This window comes from Sphingobacterium sp. JB170, assembly GCF_900163865.1.
Lineage (GTDB): Bacteria > Bacteroidota > Bacteroidia > Sphingobacteriales > Sphingobacteriaceae > Sphingobacterium.
The window spans coordinates 1-20,234 of the sequence record NZ_FUKU01000027.1 but is presented as its reverse complement, the minus strand read 5'-3'; the positions used below and the strand labels follow the sequence as shown (position 1 = coordinate 20,234).

At 41.9% G+C, this 20,234-nt stretch carries 12 protein-coding genes, 1 tRNA gene and 1 pseudogene; 6 read left to right on the top strand and 8 right to left on the bottom strand.

Translation table 11 applies throughout. The features are described from left to right. Position 1: 1 nt before the first annotated feature. The 5 genes from FM107_RS08020 (at position 2) to FM107_RS08000 (ending at position 7,612) form a co-directional block, all read left to right on the top strand. Positions 2-3,304, top strand: coding sequence for a TonB-dependent receptor (locus FM107_RS08020; RefSeq protein ID WP_256959421.1), 3,303 nt, complete (start codon positions 2-4; stop codon positions 3,302-3,304). A 10-nt stretch (positions 3,305-3,314) separates the two neighbouring features. Beyond that, positions 3,315-4,829, top strand: coding sequence for a RagB/SusD family nutrient uptake outer membrane protein (locus FM107_RS08015; protein ID WP_086948170.1), 1,515 nt, complete (start codon positions 3,315-3,317; stop codon positions 4,827-4,829). An 11-nt stretch (positions 4,830-4,840) separates the two neighbouring features. Continuing rightward, on the top strand, positions 4,841-6,055 hold the full coding sequence (locus FM107_RS08010) for a glycoside hydrolase family 88 protein (RefSeq protein WP_086948000.1): 1,215 nt from the start codon (positions 4,841-4,843) through the stop codon (positions 6,053-6,055). Between the two features lie 312 nt (positions 6,056-6,367). Next, a complete protein-coding gene (locus tag FM107_RS08005) occupies positions 6,368-6,631 on the top strand; it encodes a hypothetical protein (protein WP_179204432.1) in 264 nt (87 codons plus the stop codon). Between the two features lie 363 nt (positions 6,632-6,994). Beyond that, positions 6,995-7,612, top strand: coding sequence for an MCP four helix bundle domain-containing protein (locus FM107_RS08000; protein ID WP_086947999.1), 618 nt, complete (start codon positions 6,995-6,997; stop codon positions 7,610-7,612). Between the two features lie 69 nt (positions 7,613-7,681). Here the strand turns inward: FM107_RS08000 and FM107_RS07995 are convergent. Next, positions 7,682-7,754 (bottom strand) — tRNA-Thr (locus tag FM107_RS07995). Positions 7,755-8,011: 257 nt separating this feature from the next. On the opposite strand from FM107_RS07995, the gene clpB reads away from it, so the two are divergent. Continuing rightward, positions 8,012-10,615 (top strand): ATP-dependent chaperone ClpB, encoded by a 2,604-nt coding sequence (gene clpB, locus FM107_RS07990; protein WP_086947998.1) that lies wholly within the window; start codon positions 8,012-8,014, stop codon positions 10,613-10,615. Between the two features lie 57 nt (positions 10,616-10,672). Here the strand turns inward: clpB and FM107_RS07985 are convergent, their stop codons facing one another. The 7 genes and pseudogenes from FM107_RS07985 to FM107_RS19505 all read right to left on the bottom strand — a co-directional run. Next, the gene (locus tag FM107_RS07985; protein ID WP_218778938.1) at positions 10,673-12,010 is read right to left on the bottom strand and encodes an MFS transporter; all 1,338 of its coding nucleotides are present in this window, start codon (positions 12,008-12,010) and stop codon (positions 10,673-10,675) included. A 7-nt stretch (positions 12,011-12,017) separates the two neighbouring features. After that, positions 12,018-14,306 carry a family 65 glycosyl hydrolase domain-containing protein gene (locus FM107_RS07980; RefSeq protein WP_086947997.1) on the bottom strand — a complete coding sequence of 763 codons (2,289 nt, stop codon included), beginning with the start codon at positions 14,304-14,306 and terminating at the stop codon, positions 12,018-12,020. Positions 14,307-14,313: 7 nt separating this feature from the next. Further along, positions 14,314-14,967, bottom strand: a complete 654-nt coding sequence (gene pgmB, locus FM107_RS07975; RefSeq protein ID WP_218778937.1) for a beta-phosphoglucomutase — start codon at positions 14,965-14,967, stop codon at positions 14,314-14,316. Positions 14,968-14,969: 2 nt separating this feature from the next. Continuing rightward, the gene (locus FM107_RS07970) at positions 14,970-16,817 is read right to left on the bottom strand and encodes a glycoside hydrolase family 13 protein (protein ID WP_086947996.1); all 1,848 of its coding nucleotides are present in this window, start codon (positions 16,815-16,817) and stop codon (positions 14,970-14,972) included. 6 nt (positions 16,818-16,823) lie between these two features. Next, positions 16,824-17,834, bottom strand: coding sequence for a SusE domain-containing protein (locus FM107_RS07965; RefSeq protein WP_086947995.1), 1,011 nt, complete (start codon positions 17,832-17,834; stop codon positions 16,824-16,826). 20 nt (positions 17,835-17,854) lie between these two features. After that, complete coding sequence (locus FM107_RS07960; protein ID WP_086947994.1) at positions 17,855-19,426, bottom strand: RagB/SusD family nutrient uptake outer membrane protein; 1,572 nt, start codon at positions 19,424-19,426, stop codon at positions 17,855-17,857. Positions 19,427-19,444: 18 nt separating this feature from the next. After that, positions 19,445-20,234: pseudogene (locus tag FM107_RS19505) on the bottom strand (SusC/RagA family protein); the annotation flags it as partial.

Here is a 20,234-nt window from a genome sequence, read left to right as displayed (position 1 = left end):
CATGAAGCTAACCGTATTTCTTATGCTAATTGGGACCATTGGCGCGCAAGGTAAAACGTATGCGCAGCGGATCTCACTCTCGCTACAAAATACTTCTTTCGAAGTGGCCCTGAACAAGATCGCCACGAAAGGTGGGCTCCATGTACTATACAGCCCGACCATGCTAAAACAGACAAAGCCGGTTTCGTTAACTGTACATGACGCCCCCTTCGAGGAAGTGTTGCAACGATGCTTCGCTGATCAGCCCGTGGAATATACAATAGCGAAAAAGACAATCATCGTAAAAGATAAACCGAACATGGCTGCGAGTGAAACCATAAGAGCAGCGACGGTACAAGAAATCCAGATTACTGTTGTCGGAACAGTCGCGGATACATCCGGATTAATGCAGGGTGTAACTGTCGTGATCAAAGGTGAACCAGGTAAAGGAACTACAACAGATCAAAATGGACGTTTTTCGTTGCCTGTTACCAACGCAAACGCAACACTACTTATTTCCATGGTCGGCTATCGTTCACAGTCTGTTCCATTGCGAGGGCGAAGAACTATAGACATTAAACTCGCGCGAGCCAATGCCGATATTGACGAGATAGTTGTCGTCGGTTATGGTACCCAGCGTAAAAGCGATTTAACCGGATCGGTGGCATCGGTGAATACTAGTGAAATTAATGCCTTTCCGCTTGCTGGCACACAGCAAGCGCTGCAAGGACGAGCTCCGGGAGTGGCCGTTTCGAGTATCAACGGTGAGCCGGGAAAGGCACCACGCGTCCGTATACGCGGCGGTACATCCATTAATGCGAGCTCCGATCCGTTATACGTAGTGGACGGATTTCCGGGCAGCACCCCTCCTGCTCCTGAGGATGTACAATCCGTAGAAGTGCTAAAAGATGCGTCCGCGACCGCCATATACGGTTCACGTGGCGCGAATGGGGTTATCATGATCACCACAAAAAAGGGTAAAATTGGAAAACCGACCATTGAGTTTACGAACTCTTATGGTACCCAAAAAGTTGGAAAACGTCTGAACTTATTAAATGCATCGGAGTTTGCGGCGTATATCAATGATACCTATGTGAATAGTGGTAATTCGAGCGTGCCCTATCCGAACCCCGAAAGTTATGGTGAAGGTACCGATTGGCAAGAGGAAATATTCCGCACGGGCAACTTACTGAGCAACCAGCTCTCTATTTCGGGTGGCAGTGAGAATGTCCGTTATTATACATCCCTAAATCATTACGGACAAAAAGGAACCGTCATTGAATCAAATTATAGGCGGTTCTCCGGAACATCCAATATTGATATGGATGTATCCGATAGGCTTAAAATTGGGACCCGGTTAATGTTCAACCGCAATATATTAGATGGTGTACGGACTCAGGAAACTAGCAGTGGGACATCCGGTGCTGGTGTTATTTCCGGAGCATTGAGATTTGATCCGATCCAAGGGATATTCGATGAAGATGGAAATTATACGCTTAAAGCTGTTGGAGATCCGCATGATAATCCGGTTGCGGCTGCACGGGAACGCGATAATCAGGTTGTAACCGACTTGTTTCAGGGAAACGGCTATCTGGAATTGGGATTATTACCGGAACTTAAATTCCGTAGTACCCTCGGTGTTCAAATTAGTAATCAACGGATTGGAAACTACGTGTCACAGAAACTGGTGGAAGGACGAAATAATAACGGTGTGGGTTCAATTGGGGCGCACAAGAACACAAACTTAATTAGTGAAAACTTTTTCACCTATGAAAAAGAATTCAATGAAAAGCATAACCTAAACCTGATGGTCGGATATTCTTACCAGAGTTCGCGGAATGAAACTTGGCAGTCAAACAACAGAAATTTCATATCGGATGGATTCTCGTATTGGAATTTAGGCGCCGGCTCGAATTACCAAAATGCCGCATCGAACATGGAAGACTGGGTAATGTCGTCCTTTTACGGACGGATAAACTATAATTTCAAAAGCCGCTATTTGTTCACCGTTACAGGGCGGTATGACGGATCCTCACGATTCGGAGAAAACAACAAATGGGCCTTCTTTCCCTCGGGTGCTTTTGCATGGAATATATCGCAAGAACCGTTTATGGAAGATCTCACGACAATTAGTAACTTAAAATTCAGAACCAGCTATGGAGAAACAGGGAACTCCGAAATTGGTTCGTATCAATCACTAGCACGCTACTCACCTACTCTTTCAACTATTGAAGGAAATCCGGTCAATGCGGTACGTCCAACGAACGTCGCCAACCCTAATTTGACTTGGGAAACCACGAAACAGACTGACGCGGGGATTGACGTTGGTGTGTTAGAAAACCGTATCAACCTGACCATCGATTATTATTATAAGAAAACCGTCGATCTGCTCTACTCTGTTCCGTTGCCATTGTATTCGGGTTTTACAAGCTCGCTACAAAATATCGGTAGCGTGGAGAATAAGGGCTGGGAATTTGCTTTGCAAACGGTTAATTTCGATAAAGAATTTAAATGGAATTCCGCTTTTAATATCACATTCAATAGGAATAAGATATTACAACTTCCCGGGGGTGAGATACGGTATAACTCGATTCCAGGACATATGCTTTCGACCGAATCCCAGATTCTCCGCGAAGGCGATGTTGTAGGAGCATTCTTCGGTTGGAAATTTGATGGGATTTATCAGAAGGACGACGATTTTAGCGCACAGCCTAAAAAGGTTCTGGGCGATGTAAAGTATGCCGATATTTACGGTCGTAACGACGAAAATAATTTAGTATCAGGTCCTGATGGTACTGTCAACGCAGATGATCGAACTGTAATTGGAAATCCAAACCCTGACTTCACATTTGGATTTAACAATGATTTTAGATACAAAAATTTTGATTTGAATATCTTCATGACGGGTTCCTATGGGAATGATATGCTCAATATTACTCGGATGGAGCTCGATTGGATGGCAGGCAAAGGCAACGCAACCAAAGACGCTTTAAATCGTTGGACACCAAGAAACACGAATACCGATGTACCCCGTGCGAGTGCCTCGCATAATCCGGAAGTATCCTCACGCTGGGTGGAGGACGGTTCCTATTTGCGATTGAAAAATATCGCTATAGGCTTTTCCGTTCCCACGGAATCTATGGAACGAATCGGCATCAATAATCTCCGCTTTTTTGCGAGCGTCCAGAATATATGGACGTGGACAAACTATACTGGTTTTGATCCAGAAGTTAGTTTCAGTGATTCCAACCGTAATATAGGCCTCGATTACATGGGGTATCCTAATATTAAGTCGGTCACTATAGGTTTTAATGCCAAATTTTAAATCAAATCAAATGAAGACTAAAAAATTATACAAATATTTGCTCCTTTATACGTTTCTTTTTTCGGGTGTATCTTGTACAGATCTGGATGAAAGCCCAGTGAGCATCCTAGTTCCGGACCAGTATTTTAAAACTGCCGCCGACGCTGAAGCGGCCGTTATGGGGATTTATAGCTTGCTGGCCAATGCAGATTACTACGGTCGCCGGTTAACGATGGTTTTACAATTGCTTGGAGATGATATCGACATCGCGGACATCGGCACGCAGTCCAGCAGAATTCAAATCAATGGGTTCACGCATGATGCGAGTAATCAAGATGTGCTGGCCATTTGGAAAACGGCTTATCTAGGCATCGGTGCTGCAAATGCGGCAATCGATGGTATCCCAAACGTGGAGATGGATGAGCAGAATAAATCGGCATTGATTGCCGAAGCGCGGCTACTCCGTGCGTTGAATTATTACCATCTCGTTCAGCTCTTCGGCGACATCCCCTACATTGGCAAATATGTCGCGGATCCATCGACGGTGACTGATATTAGCAAAACACCGGCGGCGGAAGTCTATGAACACATAATTGACGACTGTAATTTCGCTATTGAAAAACTTCCAGAGATGCAACCTAATGACGTTCGAGCCCGACCTACAAAAGGCTCAGCGCATACATTATTAGCCTCCGTATATATGATTCTCGAACGATGGACAGATGCTGCGACACAAGCGCAGACAGTTATCAATCAATCCTCCAAGTACAATTATGCATTGGTAGACGATTATCAAAAGCTTTGGAACGCGGATTTAGGATACCAGGCCGAGCATGTATGGGTGGTTGATTTTGCTGGAACAATTTCCGGTGAAAATAGTTCCAATGTTGACTATACCGCGCCGATGACCGGTGTACGTGATGCAGATATGCTCGGATGGAGTGTGCTGGTTCCTTCGGAGGGGATGTATACGAGTTTCTCTGACCTAGATTATCGAAAGAAAGTTAGTTTCTTGACCGAAACACCGATCAAAGGGATTATGACTCCATATCAACAATGGCGGTGGCCTAGAATTCATACAGCTAAGTGGTGTTTATACCCAGGATCCAATGCTTCTTCTGAGGGCTCCAATTCAGATATTAAACACGTCATCTTCCGCTATGCCGAAGTGTTGTTGATTGCCGCCGAGGCTATCAACGAAGCCAATGGAGGCCCCACCGCGGACGCGTACAAGTACATCAATGAAGTGCGTGGGCGTGCCCGAAAAACTCCGCAAGGTCCCCAAACGTACCCCACCGATCTTCAAACGGGAATCTCGCAACAAGATTTTAGAGATGCGGTTCGGGAGGAACGTCGGCTAGAACTTGCTTTTGAATGGAAGCGATGGTATGATTTGAAACGTTGGAAGATAGTATCGGACGCATTTAAACAATCAGATGGCTATGAAAGTCATCCGAATGTACAAGAATATCACACTTTGTTGCCCATTCCACAAGAGGAAATCGGACGCAACGCAAATCTTTTACCACAAAACCCCGGATTTTAATACATTTGATTATGAAAAAAATTGAAATATACGTCTTTAATATTGTTATACTACTGACTGCGGTCGCTTGTAATAACATGACGACCAAGTATGCTGAGCATTTAACTTTAAAAAGTGAATTTATAGATTCACAGCTTCACGACGCGGTTAGTCAATACAAGTTACTTGCAGAAAACTTAAATGACTCGTTAGTGCCCAAATCGTATTATAAAGACAGTGACTCGTTAGAGACAAGTAAGACGAGTTGGTGGACCTCAGGATTCTATCCAGGTACATTACTCTACCTCTATTCGTATTCGTCAGACAAGGAGTTACTAACAGAGGCACAAGAAAAATTGGTATTACTCGAGAAAGAAAAAGACAATACACATACACATGATCTGGGCTTTATGTTGTATTGTAGCTTTGGAAATGCGAATAGGTTATCGGAAAATCCACATTATAAAGAAATAATGCTTACGGGTGCTGAGTCTTTACTAACACGATACAATCCAACAGTACAATCAATTCGTTCATGGGACCATAATGGTGAAAAATGGCAATTTCCCGTGATAATTGATAATATGATGAACTTGGAGTTTTTAAATTGGGCTACCCGGGAAAGTGGTGACAACAAGTTCGGCGAGGTCGCAAAAAAACATGCGAACACGACTATGAAAAACCATTTCAGAGATGATTACAGCTCGTATCACGTTATTGACTATGATACCGTCTCGGGCGCAGTGCGTCATAAGCAAACTGCTCAAGGTGAGGGTGATGAAACAGCTTGGGCACGAGGTCAGGCATGGGGTCTATACGGCTTTACGATGATGTTCCGAGACACGAAAGATTCGGCCTATTTAAGGCAGGCGATCCATATTGCGGATTTCATACTGAATCATCCAAACCTACCTGACGACAAGATTCCATACTGGGACTTTGATGCCTCTACTATTCCAAATGCGAAACGCGACGCATCGGCCGGCGCAATAATCGCTTCGGCTCTGTTAGAATTGCAGGCATACGGCGATCCCGCGCAAAAAAAACGGTACCTTGTTGCCGCTGAACAAATGATAAAGAGTCTCAGTTCATCAAGCTACAAAGCTAAACCCGGTGCAAATGGAGGATTCATCCTCGAACACTCGGTTGGTCATTTAACAGCTAATTCCGAGGTGGATGTTCCCCTGACCTATGCCGATTACTATTATGTTGAAGCATTGATACGGTATAAAGAATTGTTGGACTAAAAAGGAGGAATTATTAAAAAGTAATATTGTAAAAAAGGATCTATTCATCATGAATAGATCTTTTTTGCTTTAAACATTACTTTTTGGGACCTATGCACTTCGGAATAGCTACGTACTATTTTGACTCCGTTCCTGTGTTCCACAGCCTAAAATCTACTCCCTTACAGGGTAGGCTAATTCCAACACTGGTTTTAATGTCACTAAATAGTCGAGCACTAAAAATCTATTAATCAGAAAATTATTCCTTATTTTTCTATTTTCATCTACCAGATTCTGTACTTTATAGGGTATAAACCTTGTAAATTGAACCGTATGCAAGCGAAGAAAAAGATATCAAATCAATCCAGTTTCTTCTTCTCCTTAGAAGATACCTTGAGCGCTAGGTATTCTCTATATATTTTGAATAACCGTGTTGACTGGAGGCTCTTTGAGATTGCAGTCAGCCCCATGTATTGTTTGGATAATGGATGTCCTGTCAAACCGATCCGATTGATGGTGAGTTTATTGATTATGAAGCATATTCGCAATGTTTCCGATGAGAGCGCGGTCGAACAATGGGATCGTTTTAATGGATGATCGCTAATAAACAAAAAACATAGCAGAGAGGGGTCAACATGCTCCGGTATATTCAATTGGGAAGAAACTTCTATAAGGAGATTGCTGGTGACAATATTAATATTATGCTTGCTACTGCTGCATGTAATTTCAAAAGAATGATAAATAAGTGGTAAGCATCATTTTTTGTGTTTCTTCAAAACGTGATGCTCCAATTCAACAAGTGGATCTCCAAGTGTAAGATTTGTTTAGAAGTGAATTTTTAAGGCTCGCCTAAATATTTATACCAAGTCCATCTGATAATGCTTCATTTTTCGCCGATACACAAATTATATGATTTTTTTCTTTAAATTGTCTAGATTATAAACCGATAAATTGAGGGATATGTGGACATTTGCTATTAAACAAAAGATGACAGCTGCGGCACTATTATTCGCTGTAATTGTTCTAGTCATGTTAACCAATATGCGTGAGCAGCGCGCAGCAGCACGAATAAGTACGGCTGTCACTTCTCTCTATGAAGATAGACTTGTGGTTGCGCAATATATTCTCCAATTGTCCACGCAACTTGACCGTATGATTTCCGATATAGAGCAGGGAAATCCAGATGTCCCTGCTGCAATAGACGATTATCTTTCCGAAGTGCAACGGTTAAACGCATTATATGAAAAAACGAGGCTTACGGAAATGGAACGAGTTAATTTTGAGCGTTTCAAAAAACTGTGTCAGAACATAGCAGAAAACAGTATGAGTGGTGACCGAACCACCCTTTTGGTAACGGCACGTGCAGCTGGAGACACGTTGCAAAGCTTATCTTCAATCCAAGTAAAAGAAGGGAAAAATAAATTAGACGAAGTGCTGAATATGACCTATTTCTCAAACTTGTTCTCCTATTTAGAACTAGCGATTCTAATTATCATCGCAATTATCATCCAAGCGCTGGTATTCGCTTCAAAGACAATTAGAAGCATAAAAAATACTAGACCGGAAAATCTGAACTAATTATTGACTGGAATTGATTCGGGATAAAGAAAAGCAGCTTGATAATCAACAACTGCTTTTCCTTTTTTGAGCCTCCTATCGGGATCGAACCAATGACCTACTGATTACAAGTCAGTTGCTCTACCAGCTGAGCTAAGGAGGCTTTTTTCAAAAATGTTTACATTTTCGATGATGCAAATATCTAAAGTCTGGTCGTATTTTGCAAATAGTTTTGTTTAAAAACAGACTATTCAACGCCAAAATGCTGAAAATCAAATTAAAAAAATAAACTATCAAGACATAATGGCAGAATAATTCAAAACTTTCTGTCAAAACGACTTATTGATTTTAGGTAAATCAAAAAGGCATTCAATTTGTTTTAACAGAGCTGAAGGGTAAACAGAATTAAAAAAATCAAATATGAATTTCAATAATTATACAATCAAAGCACAAGAAGCTATACAGAAGGCTTCAGAGATTGCTACCGGCAATCAACAGCAGGCGATTGAACCTGCGCATATATTAAAAGCCTTGTTAACAGTCGATGAAAACGTTATCGGGCATCTATTAAAAAAACTAAACGTCAACATACCCCAGTTAACCACCGAGGTCGAACAAACTGTTGAATCCCTACCGAAAGTTACAGGAAGTCAATTATACTTTGCAAATGCTTCGTCCACGGTATTGCAAAAAGCACAGAGTTATCTAAAAGAATTCAACGATGAGTTTGTTTCGATAGAGCATATATTGTTAGGGCTGTTAGCCTCTGGAGATAAGACGGCCACGTTATTAAAGAACCAAGGAGTAAACGAGAAAGACCTTAAATTAGCAATAAAAGAGCTTCGTGGTAATAATCGTGTAACGGATCAAAATGCCGAGGCTACTTTTAATGCATTAGCTAAGTATGCGCGTAACTTGAACGATTATGCTGCTTCGGGTAAACTGGATCCGGTGATTGGTCGTGACGAGGAAATACGACGCGTGATGCAGATTCTCTCTAGACGTACCAAAAACAATCCTATACTTGTAGGCGAACCAGGGGTTGGTAAGACAGCCATTGCCGAGGGTATCGCGCATCGAATAATAAAAGGTGATGCGCCGGAAAATTTAAAAAACAAAACGGTATTCTCGTTAGATATGGGGGCTCTTATTGCCGGAGCGAAATACAAAGGCGAGTTCGAGGAACGTTTGAAGGCAGTTGTAAAAGAGGTTTCCGACAGTGACGGGGAGATCATCCTTTTTATTGACGAGATACATACGCTTGTTGGTGCAGGCGGTGGCGAAGGAGCAATGGATGCTGCTAATATCCTTAAACCAGCACTAGCTCGAGGTGAGCTTCGTGCTATCGGTGCAACAACGCTGAACGAATACCAGAAGTATTTTGAGAAAGATAAAGCGTTGGAGCGCCGTTTTCAAAAAGTAATGGTCGATGAGCCTAATACCCAAGATGCTATTTCGATTCTCCGCGGATTAAAAGAACGGTACGAAACACATCATAAAGTACGTATTCTAGATGAATCAATCATTGCGGCGGTCGAGCTTTCGGAACGATACATTACCGATAGATTCTTGCCCGATAAAGCAATCGACTTAATTGACGAGGCAGCATCGAAACTGCGTTTAGAGATGGACTCCGTTCCGCAAGCGGTCGACGAACTTGACAGGCGTATTATGCAGCTTGAAATTGAACGTGAAGCTATCAAGCGAGAAAATGACCATAGAAAAGTATCTGAACTATCAGAGACGATTGCGAATTTATCCAACGAACGAGATTCGTTAAAAGCTGCTTGGCAGTCCGAGAAAGAATTAGTCGATCAAGTCAACCAAGAGATACAAAACATTGAAGATTATAAGCTCGAGGCCGATCAAGCGGAGCGGTCCGGCGATTATGGTAAAGTCGCTGAATTACGGTATGGGAAGATCAAAGAGGCACAAGAAAAAGTCGAAACGCTCAAATCGGAGCTTGCTCAGAAACAACAGACGAGTCGTATGTTGAAAGAAGAAGTCACCTCCGAGGACATCGCAGATGTTGTTTCGCGCTGGACGGGGATTCCGGTAAACAAAATGATTCAGTCCGAGCGTGATAAATTACTTTCCCTAGAAACAGAATTACACAAACGTGTGGCAGGACAAGACGAGGCTATCGAGGCAATATCAGATGCAATACGTAGATCACGTGCTGGACTTAGTGATGCTAAACGCCCCATCGGATCGTTCATCTTTTTAGGAACCACTGGAGTTGGTAAGACCGAACTTGCTAAAGCGCTTGCAGAATACCTTTTTGATGATGAACAAGCGATGGTTCGTATTGATATGTCAGAGTATCAAGAGCGTCATGCGGTTTCTCGCCTGATCGGTGCGCCTCCGGGATATGTTGGTTATGACGAAGGTGGGCAACTTACCGAAGCCGTACGGCGTCGGCCTTACACAGTTGTTTTACTTGATGAGATAGAGAAAGCACATCCTGACGTATTTAATATTCTCTTACAGGTATTAGATGACGGGCATTTAACAGATAATAAAGGACGAGTCGTCAATTTCAAAAATACGATCATTATCATGACTTCAAATACTGGTTCTCATCTGATACAGGAGAATTTTTCAGAATTAAATGAAGATAATCGCGAGGGGATTGTAGCAAAAACTAAAGACGAAGTGTTTTCTTTATTGCAGAAATCGATTCGCCCAGAGTTCTTAAATCGAATTGATGAGGTGATTATGTTTACACCATTAAGTCGTTCTGAGATCGGCGACATCGTACGTATGCAGTTTTCAAAGGTACAAGCGCAGCTTGCAGAACAGGACATTATCATTACAGCATCTGATGAAGCCCTGGACTGGTTGAGTCAATTGGGCTACGATCCTATATATGGAGCTAGACCTCTAAAACGAGTTATACAAAAAAGAATTCTCAACGAACTTTCTAAAGAGATACTTTCCGGAAAGATATCCGGCGATTCTATAATTGAGCTCGATGTTTTTGATGGACAGTTTGTCTTTCTGAATAAAGGCGACAAGCTTTAATAAAATCGAGCGCTGAAGAGATATTCTATTTCAGCGCTCGTTCCTTTGTACTGACCTCTACTTCTCTGGAATCCGGCGCATAGCGATCGCCCCTAATAACATAAATAATCCGCCAAGCATTATCCCGTAAATGGCTACATTATTGAAAAATGTTTTAATAATAAGCCCGCCAAAAAAACCGCATACAATTTGTGGGAAGGTTATAAAGAAATTAAATATCCCCATATAAACCCCCATTTTTGACCCAGGAAGACTATCGCTGAGAATAGCATAAGGCATTGTCAATATGCTTCCCCAAGCAATACCGATACCGATCATAGGTAAAATCAATAGTGTTGGAGAATCAATAAGAAACAGGGATAACAAAGAAATGCCCCCAACCAAAAGTGCAAAACTATGGCATTTGACCCTTCCCCATTGGTGAACCAAACGGGGAAGAAAAATAGCGTAAACAGCAGATATCCCATTGTAGACACCAAACAGTATCCCTACCCAGTCGGCAGCTTGTGAATACAATTGATCCCTGTCGCCCTGTTGTTTATAAAAAACGTGGTCTGCAACAGCCGGCGTCATATATACCCACATCATAAACAAAGCGAACCAAGAAAAGAATTGTACCCACCCCAGCTTACGCATGGTAGCAGGCATCTTTTTAAAATCCTCTATAATAGTAAGTAATCCACTTTTCTTTTCTACGGATGCCTGCTCTGTACTCGCTCGCTCGAAAGCTTCTAATTCGCTGGGCTTATATTCCTTCGTGGTGAAGACGGTCCATAGAACAGAAATTAAAAGTATAATTGCTCCGAAATAGAACGAGTACAAGACATTTTGGGGAACGATTCCTGTTCCGCTGTGGGTCGAGATCTCAAAATATTTCCCGAATAAATAAGGCAATGCAGACCCTATAACTGCTCCGATACCGATAAGCACCGTTTGAACTGAAAATCCTAAACTGCGTTGCGAACTGGGCAAATTATCACCTATCAGCGCACGGAATGGTTCCATGGTGATATTTATGGAGGCATCCATAATCATTAACATGCCCGCTCCTACTAGCAAGGGGGGTAATAATGTCGTAAATAAAGCGATATTGGGCATAAACGTCAAAGCGATAGCCGTTAGAACTGCTCCGACTAAAAAAAATGGCCGCCGCCGCCCCAATCTCGTCCATGTTCTATCACTATAGTGACCAACAATCGGCTGCACGAGCATCCCTGTTATCGGCGCAGCCAGCCAGAATAGAGAAAGATGCTCTACGTCTGCGCCAAATATCTGTAATATGCGTGAGGCATTACTATTTTGCAATGCAAACCCCATTTGAATTCCTAAGAATCCCATACTCATATTTATGATTTGGGACGTCGTTAATATCGGCTTTTCGATGTTTTTTAACATGGATAATTTATCGTGTTAACAATGGTTCAACTACAAGAGGCTTACCATTAAATATAAGATTAATTCGCTGATCTGAATTACTAGTTACCTGAAAATCATACTGCGTGATGCGGATCCTAAGTTTCGAGCCTCTAAATTGAACATTGAAGCTATAGCTTTCCCATTGCTTAGGAATAAAAGTATTGAAATGTAAAATACCATCTTTGACACGCATACCTGCGAAACCTTCCACGATAGAAAGCCAGGTTCCAGCCATTGAGGTAATATGTAACCCGTCTTCGGTATCGTTATTATAATTGTCAAGGTCCAGTCTAGCGGTACGTAGGTAGAATGCATAGGCTTCTTCGTGCTTTCCGAGTCTAGCGGCTAAGATAGCATGTACGCAGGGAGATAAGGAGCTTTCATGTACCGTTAGTGGTTCATAGAATTCAAAATTAGAACGGATTGTATCAGTCGTATATCTATCTTCCAAAAAATAAAGCCCCTGCAGTACATCGGCCTGTTTAATATAACACGAACGCAAAATACGATCCCAGCTCCAATGCTGATTTAAAGGTCGTTGCTGTTCATCAATGGTCGATACTGGCGAAAGATCTTTGTCCAAAAAACCGTCCTGTTGCAAGAAGATCCCTCGATCGGTATCTTCAGGATAGTACATATTATCAATGATGTGCCGCCATTGTTTTGATTCTTGATTTTCAAACTGTACTTTGCTCAATACCGATAGATATTCCGCGTTGTATTCACGCTGTAGCAATGCAAGGACCTCAAGCGTATATTCCATGCACCAGGTAGCCATGGTATTGGTATACCAATTGTTGTTGACATTATTCTCGTATTCGTTCGGACCAGTCACACCAAGCATCACGTAGTTATTCCTATCCCTACTCCAGTTTACGCGCTGGGACCAGAAACGCGAGATAGCTATAAGAACCTCTAAACCGTGCGAGGCTAAATAATTGGTGTCACCAGTATAACGGACATAGTTGTAGATCGCAAAAGCGATTGCGCCGTTTCTATGAATCTCTTCGAAAGTTATTTCCCATTCATTATGGCACTCCTCTCCGTTTATTGTTACCATCGGATATAATGCTGCACCTCCCTTAAATCCTAACTTCTTACCATTCTCAATTGCCTTTTGAAGGTGTTGGTAACGGTATAGTAACAAATTTTTCGCTACTTCACTATCTTGTGTTGCCATATAAAAAGGAAGACAGTATGCTTCTGTATCCCAATAAGTCACGCCACCGTATTTTTCTCCAGTAAACCCTTTAGGACCAATATTTAATCGCGGATCTTCTCCGGTGTAGGTTTGCATCAAATGGAAGATGTTAAAACGTATCGCCTGTTGGGCCCCCACGTCTCCTTTTATCTGGATGTCACTTTCTGACCAAATTTTTTGCCACGCGTCGGCCTGTTGGCTTAGTAGCATCTCAAACGAGAGAGCTTTTATGCTCTCCAATTCTTGATAAGCAGTTTCATGGAGTATAGACTGTGGATTATTGGTCGTTGCTAAAATTGCTACACGTTTTTCGATAGTTAATGTGGCGTCCTTATTTAGGACACCCTCATACACATGCTGAAGTAGATGGCGGCTTTCCTGCTTTTTAATTTTACTCAGGGGTTCATTATCGATGAAAAAGCTGGTGTGTAATAGTGTCTCCACTTGAAAATTTGTCTTTTTGGTCTCCATTCGAAGCCGCATATCGGGTTCTAAAGATCGATCAAGTTCTATCCAAAATTTTTCATCATAATTGCTGTCTCTGTTCGCTACGTCTCCGTTAAGGATTGAAGAAACTTGTATATCAATATTGCTGTTAAGGACTGTAAGGTTATATTGCAAAGACGCTGTCTGTGTTTTAAACATGTGAAATAGACGAATTGCATTAACCTGAATCTCTATTCCATTCGGCATTTGTGCAACAAATGAGCGGTGTAATACACCTTTTTGCATATCTAACCGACGAGAGAATTTTTTTATATGACAATTTTCTAGATCTAGTTGCTGTCCATTGACAACGATATCTAACCCAATCCAGTGAATAGAGTTGATGACTTTCGCAAAGTACTCTGGATATCCATTTTTCCACCATCCGACCCGCGTTTTATCGGGGTAATATACACCGGCAATGTAGGAACCTTGAAGTGTATTTCCGGAAAACCCCTCTTCAAAATTAGCGCGTTGTCCCATCCTCCCATTTCCAATCGAAAATATACTTTCCGATAACTCGTTATGTGCGCCGGGAAATTCCTCTTCAATGATATGCCAAGGATCCAATTTTATATTGTTTTTCATTTGTCGTCTAGCTGTATTCTATTTCTGTTAACTCGTCTAACCGCGCGTCATACGAGGTAAGCGTTCGCTCTCTATCCACCGCGATTACATTCATACCCGCACTTTTTGCTGCTTGAATTCCTGCCTGTGCATCTTCAAAAACTAAACATTTCTCTGGAACGACTCCAAGCTGTCTTGCACCAAGTAGAAAAACCTCGGGATCAGGTTTGGAGTGCGTGACTGCATTTCCATCAACGATCGCATCGAAGTAGTCGATAATGCCTGTTTTGTTCAAGATTAGTTTTGCATTTTTACTGGCCGAACCAAGTGCGACCTTCTTACCGGATCGCCGTAGATAATCCAATAGCTCGATACACCCGGGCAGCACCTCTCCTTTTGTCATTTGTTCTACGAGTTCTAAATACCAGATATTTTTTTGCTCTGCGTATGCAAGTCGCTCTAGTGATGTCGGCTGGAGTTTCGCCCAATTAATAATGAGGTCTAAAGAGTCCATTCGGCTAATCCCTTTAAGCTGTTCGTTATCAGCGGTAGTAAAATTAAATCCAAAGCTTTTGGCTAGTCTTTGCCATGCCTTAAAATGAAATACTGCGGTGTCAACAAGAACACCATCTAAATCAAAAATTACTGCGTCTGCCTGTTTAATTAAAGATGTAGTACTCATAGTTATTTTAGCTCAAATACCAATGTTTGCTTAGGTTTAATAGATATAGAATTTGGAATCTTTTGAGTGTTTTTCTCTTGAATATTACGCATCCCGGTTGATTGCCCAATCATTTTGGAAAAGCGATTAAGATGAACCTCCCTTTCCTGAGTACTGCAGTTCATCAGGACCATCACTTTCGCGTCGTCAGTGTATCGGAAATAGACGTAAACATCTTGTTGCGGTACATAATGTTTCGTTTTGCCCGTTTGAAGAACAGGATTGGATTTACGATATTGTGCTAGGTTGCGTATATGATTGAACATCTCGTTCTCTTGCGTACTGCGGCCCTGGCTGGCAAACTTGTTTATTTTATCATTGGGAAATCCTCCTTTGAAATCGTCACGAACTTTACCATCAGGAGCGCTAAAGTTTTTCATTAAAATTTCTGCTCCGTAGTATATTTGGGGTATACCCCTGGATGTAAGAAGCCAACTCATTGCCGATTTATATTTTTCTATATCTTCGCCTACCACGGAGAAAAACCGATCTTTATCATGATTGTCTAAAAATATTACATTTGCTAGTGGTTTTGGGTATAGAAAATCAAATCCCAAAGTTGAATATAAACGGTCTGCGCCACCGTTCTCTTTATTTAGTGCATCTCCAATTGCATAATTTAGTTGAAAATCGGTCACACCCTCTAGTTTTGTATCGACCTGTTGATTTACTTTTTGGCCACCCAGGTAAAAAGCTTGACTGGCTGAAGATTGCACCCACGTTTCACCAAAGAAGCTAAAATTGGGAAATTCCGTTCGTATAGCATCGGTCCAAGCGGCCATAAATTTAAGGTCATTGTAAGGATACGTATCAATTCGAAAACCGTCAATGCCAATTTGCTCGATCCACCAGATATGACTTTGGGTGATATATTTTGCAACCAATTCGTTCTGCTGATTCATATCAGGCATAGTGGATACAAACCAACCCTTCTCCATCAATTCTTTATCTTGGTTTGTGCCGTAAGGATCAAATATTGTCTGATCCTTATAGGTGGTTTGCGTAAATTCAGGCCAGACATGTACCCAGTCGGCGAAGGGTTTGTCCAGGACAGTCCAATGGTTTAACCCTACATGATTCGGAACGACATCGTGCACGAGCTTCATTTCCCTTTTATGAAGTTCTTTTGCCAGCTGTTGATAGGTTTCAAGATTTCCGAAGCGCGGGTCGATCTGATAGTTCTCTGTATTAGCGTATCCATGGTACGATGCTTGCGGCATATCATTGGTTAACACTGGTGTCATCCATAACGCTGTAACCCCTAAATCTTGCAAATAATTGAGTTTACTGATCACTCCTTTGAGATCACCACCATGACGGTAATACATAGAATCTCTGTTTAATGCAGTCTCTGAGAGTCCCTGAATAATGTCATTGGACGTATCGCCGTTAGCAAATCGATCAGGCATTAGTAGGTAAATAAAATCCGAAGCATTAACACCTTGCGCTTTTATCCCTGTATTTCTAGCTTTTAGCTCATAGTTTATCGTTGCCACTTTCTGGTTACCACGGTACAAGATTATAGGAAAGCTTCCTGCCTCGCGGTTTGCAGCTATTTGTAGATCTAAAAATAGGTAATTCGGATTCTCAACACTTGTACTACCCTTTAATTGTACACCCTGTGCATCAATCTTTACCTGGCATCCACCGATATTTTGACCGTACAGGATCACCTGTAGTTCCGGGTTTTTCATATCGACCCACCAGTTAAGGGGTTCTACGCGCTGTACGGTCTGTGCCTGAGTAGAATCTGTACATACGAATGTAAATAGGGATAAAATTATACCGATAAATTTCTTGTTAATTTCCATTTGTAATTAATTTTTAACGAGCGTATATTTTTCATTTGTTACGTCAAGGGTAATATTGTAGGTTCCTGCCTCGGCAATTGCTATATCGCCACCCCCCAGTGTTAAAATACCATCGGTAACCCCGTAACTAGTTCCCCAATCATTATTCTTACGAAATTTAAAGTTTCCTTTCTTCAAGTCAACGGTCGCCTTCCATGTCTGCGTAGTATTATCGTATTTCATCGGAGAATCTGTCGCCCAGCCACCCGCAGTAGCATCACCAATTAGTCCCCAAGTATGAAGCTTATAGGTTATTGAAAGTGCATTGGTATTTACTGTTACTTCGACATTCCCCGCCAAGGCTGCTTTAATATCTGATCCACCGTTTAGAGCCAAAACACCGTTTTGAGTCTCACCATAGGAATTATCCCAGTTTCTTTCTAGAGTAATTTTGAACATAGAACCTACCTCAGGAAACTGAATAATTCCTGTATATATACCATTGCTTGTAGGCGAGATTAGGCTTTCGGCTGTTTCTGGCATCCATCCTTGGTATGCGCCGGGTACATATAAGTAACTTATGGCAGCATATGGAGTGGCATTTAAAGCTAATACATTCGAATATTGTGCTGCCACAGCGGGCGCAATAGTGGATTTTACGCGTACTTCAAGCTCGCTCTGGGTGTTCACTGGAAGCTCAAGAGCGAGTAATACTCCATTAAGTTCGAGGGTCGTATAATTAATTTCGCTAGCACCCGCTGCGAGGGTAACTTCTTTGGCTCCCAGGAAATTGACACCTTTAGGTGCTATTTGGAGCACGTTGGTAACCGCTGCAGAATATCCAAAATCTGCTGGTGTCCAATGAAAAGATATTGCCTGTTCATCCTCTTGTTCTTTGGCGAGGACGACGGAGGATTCAGATGCGTTAAGTACTGCCGCGCTAACAGGGGAAGCAATAAGCTTTGTTTCGTCCTTTTGGCACCCCCCTATGATAAGAATCAGGACGGCCGCCATAATATTAATACCTATAAGTTTCATAATTTTCAATTTAATTGGTGTTAGTATCCAGTGTTTTGTACTAGATTAGGATTTGAAATCAGGTCGGCTGCTGGTAAAGGAAATAGCGTTCTATAGTCTTCTACCGCTTTACCCATAGCTATGCCTCCTTTGAAAGGCCACAAATAACTTCCACTTGTATATTTGCCAAAACGAATAAGATCCGTTCTACGAAATGCTTCCCAATACAATTCTTTGCTACGTTCTTCTAGAACGCCATCGAGGGATAAGGATGACAAGTTTCCAGAACTGTTTCCGTATGCTCTCTCTCGGAGCAAATTTAGATAAGTTAACGCTTGTGTATTTGAACCTCCAGTTCCGCCTCTTACTACCGCCTCTGCATAGTTTAGGTATTGTTCTGCCAAGCGAAATAGTGGAAAATCTGTTGAGCAAAATGTTCCGTTTACGGATCGCCCGTTTTCGCCCGTGGAAGTTAAATTTGTGAATTTTGTGATGGCTAACCCTTCCGTAAAAACAGAGGGATCTTCGATGTTTGGATTACTCCCAAAGAACATCGCCCTTTTGTCTGTCGCTCCCGATGCGTCATCAAAAACAGCAGGAAGAGTTGCGCGGCTTCTATTTCCTCCCCAACCACCACTAGGTATACCAAAATCCGAAGGGGTCATTGATGAATGTACAGAAGAGTTTATAAGAAAAGTAGTACCTCCGTTATTTTGTGTTTGTTGACCGTCATATGCAATGGGCATAATCATTTCAGGATTATTGATATTATTATCTGCAGTAAATAAATGTGCGTAGTTTGCCTTTAAGCTATATCCAGCATCGATAACTTTGCTTGCGTAAGCTATTGCTTCAGTATATTTGGCCTCCCCAGTATAAACCTCTGCGTTTAGATACAGACGGGACAGAAGCGCCCACGCAGCCCCTTTATCTGCTCTTGCGTATTCATTTTGTCGGGCCTCAGGAAGTACGTTTTCTACATCCTTTAACTCACTTTCTACGAAAGTAAATAAGTCCTTCCTCATAATTTGATTAGGAGGCGTTTTTCCAATCTCATTGTCTTCGGTAATAAAGGGAGGGTTTCCAAAAAGATCCATCAGCACCCAATATTGATAAGCGCGTAAGAACCGGGCTTCCGCACGGTATTCTGCAACTTGCTCGGCATCGTTTCCGGTAATACCCCGCGCCGCTAATTTCTCATCGGTGCTCTCGCGCAGAAACTCATTGATTACGGTTATATGGTATAAACTACGCGTATATAGCCCGCGTAGCATAATGTGACTGGAATTCCATGTCATGTAATTCAGATCCGCTACCCCTGGATCACCCAGCCATGTGCAAATACCTTCATCACTAGCGAGCTCCTGAGCGTTCCAATACAAACGTAAAAAGTCCGAAGTGCCCGCATCAATCCCACCAAGATCACTATCGCCAGGGCCTTTCCCACTTGTTACTGCAAAACTTCCATACACTTTCGCCAATGCCTTCTTATATCCTTCCGGCGTGCTGTAGGCCACGTCGGCTGTAATATCATTAGTTGGCGTTAAATTCAGGTCTTGGCTACAACTACAAGCTATAGCTAAAATAATTGCTGCAAATATGTTCCGTTTCATTTCTTTTTTCTTTAAATATTAAAAACCTAGATTTAGTCCAAGAACGAATGTCCGTGGTCTTGGATAGAAGCGATTGTCAATTCCGTTACTTATCTCCGGATCAACTCCTTTGTATTTGGATACGGTGAACACGTTTTGAACGTTCGCTGATACAGTAAGCTGACCGATTCCATTTGGGAATATGCTACCAGCCGCATAACTCAACGACAAGTTATCCATCTTTAAAAATGAAGCATTATGAATGTAATAGTCACTCGTATACTGTTTTTGTAAGAATTTAGTATCTAAAAAGGATACTGGTGCATTGTTAATCGGACCGTTGGGGTCTAGCACATTGTATTGGCTACCAAAGTTGGATGAAATATTATCGTAGATGTAATTTCCAATGTTCGCGCGTAACACCGTCGATAATGACCATTTTTTATAGCGAACCTGTGTTGTGAAGCCCAGCATATAATCCGGTACAGGAGATTTGTAAAAATAACGGTCGTTGTCGTTGATTATACCGTCCTTATTCAAATCCTCGTATACACCCTCAATAGGTAGACCTTCTTCGTTGTATACCTGTTTGTGGACACGGAAACTATTAGGTGCCCGATTGATAATGTGGGCCTGAATATTATTTCCTGTACTGCCAGAAATCCCGCCTGTTTCAATCATATAATCAGGATCGGAAACGTCCGTTAGATTCGTAACTTTACTATTGTTGTACGTGAAATTAAATCCGAAATCTAATGCAAGGTCGTCGGTGTCTATAGCTTTTGCATTGATCGCTAGCTCTACACCTTTATTTTCCATATTCCCCACA

Coding starts and splice junctions, on each gene's coding strand:
- FM107_RS07980 (WP_086947997.1), bottom strand. CDS start 14,306: ATGAAAAACAATATAAAATTGGATCCTTGGCATATCATTGAAGAGGAA.
- FM107_RS08005 (WP_179204432.1), top strand. CDS start 6,368: ATGCAAGCGAAGAAAAAGATATCAAATCAATCCAGTTTCTTCTTCTCC.
- FM107_RS07965 (WP_086947995.1), bottom strand. CDS start 17,834: ATGAAACTTATAGGTATTAATATTATGGCGGCCGTCCTGATTCTTATC.
- FM107_RS07970 (WP_086947996.1), bottom strand. CDS start 16,817: ATGGAAATTAACAAGAAATTTATCGGTATAATTTTATCCCTATTTACA.
- FM107_RS08015 (WP_086948170.1), top strand. CDS start 3,315: ATGAAGACTAAAAAATTATACAAATATTTGCTCCTTTATACGTTTCTT.
- FM107_RS07960 (WP_086947994.1), bottom strand. CDS start 19,426: ATGAAACGGAACATATTTGCAGCAATTATTTTAGCTATAGCTTGTAGT.
- pgmB (WP_218778937.1), bottom strand. CDS start 14,967: ATGAGTACTACATCTTTAATTAAACAGGCAGACGCAGTAATTTTTGAT.
- FM107_RS08000 (WP_086947999.1), top strand. CDS start 6,995: ATGTGGACATTTGCTATTAAACAAAAGATGACAGCTGCGGCACTATTA.
- FM107_RS07985 (WP_218778938.1), bottom strand. CDS start 12,010: ATGTTAAAAAACATCGAAAAGCCGATATTAACGACGTCCCAAATCATA.
- FM107_RS08020 (WP_256959421.1), top strand. CDS start 2: ATGAAGCTAACCGTATTTCTTATGCTAATTGGGACCATTGGCGCGCAA.
- clpB (WP_086947998.1), top strand. CDS start 8,012: ATGAATTTCAATAATTATACAATCAAAGCACAAGAAGCTATACAGAAG.
- FM107_RS08010 (WP_086948000.1), top strand. CDS start 4,841: ATGAAAAAAATTGAAATATACGTCTTTAATATTGTTATACTACTGACT.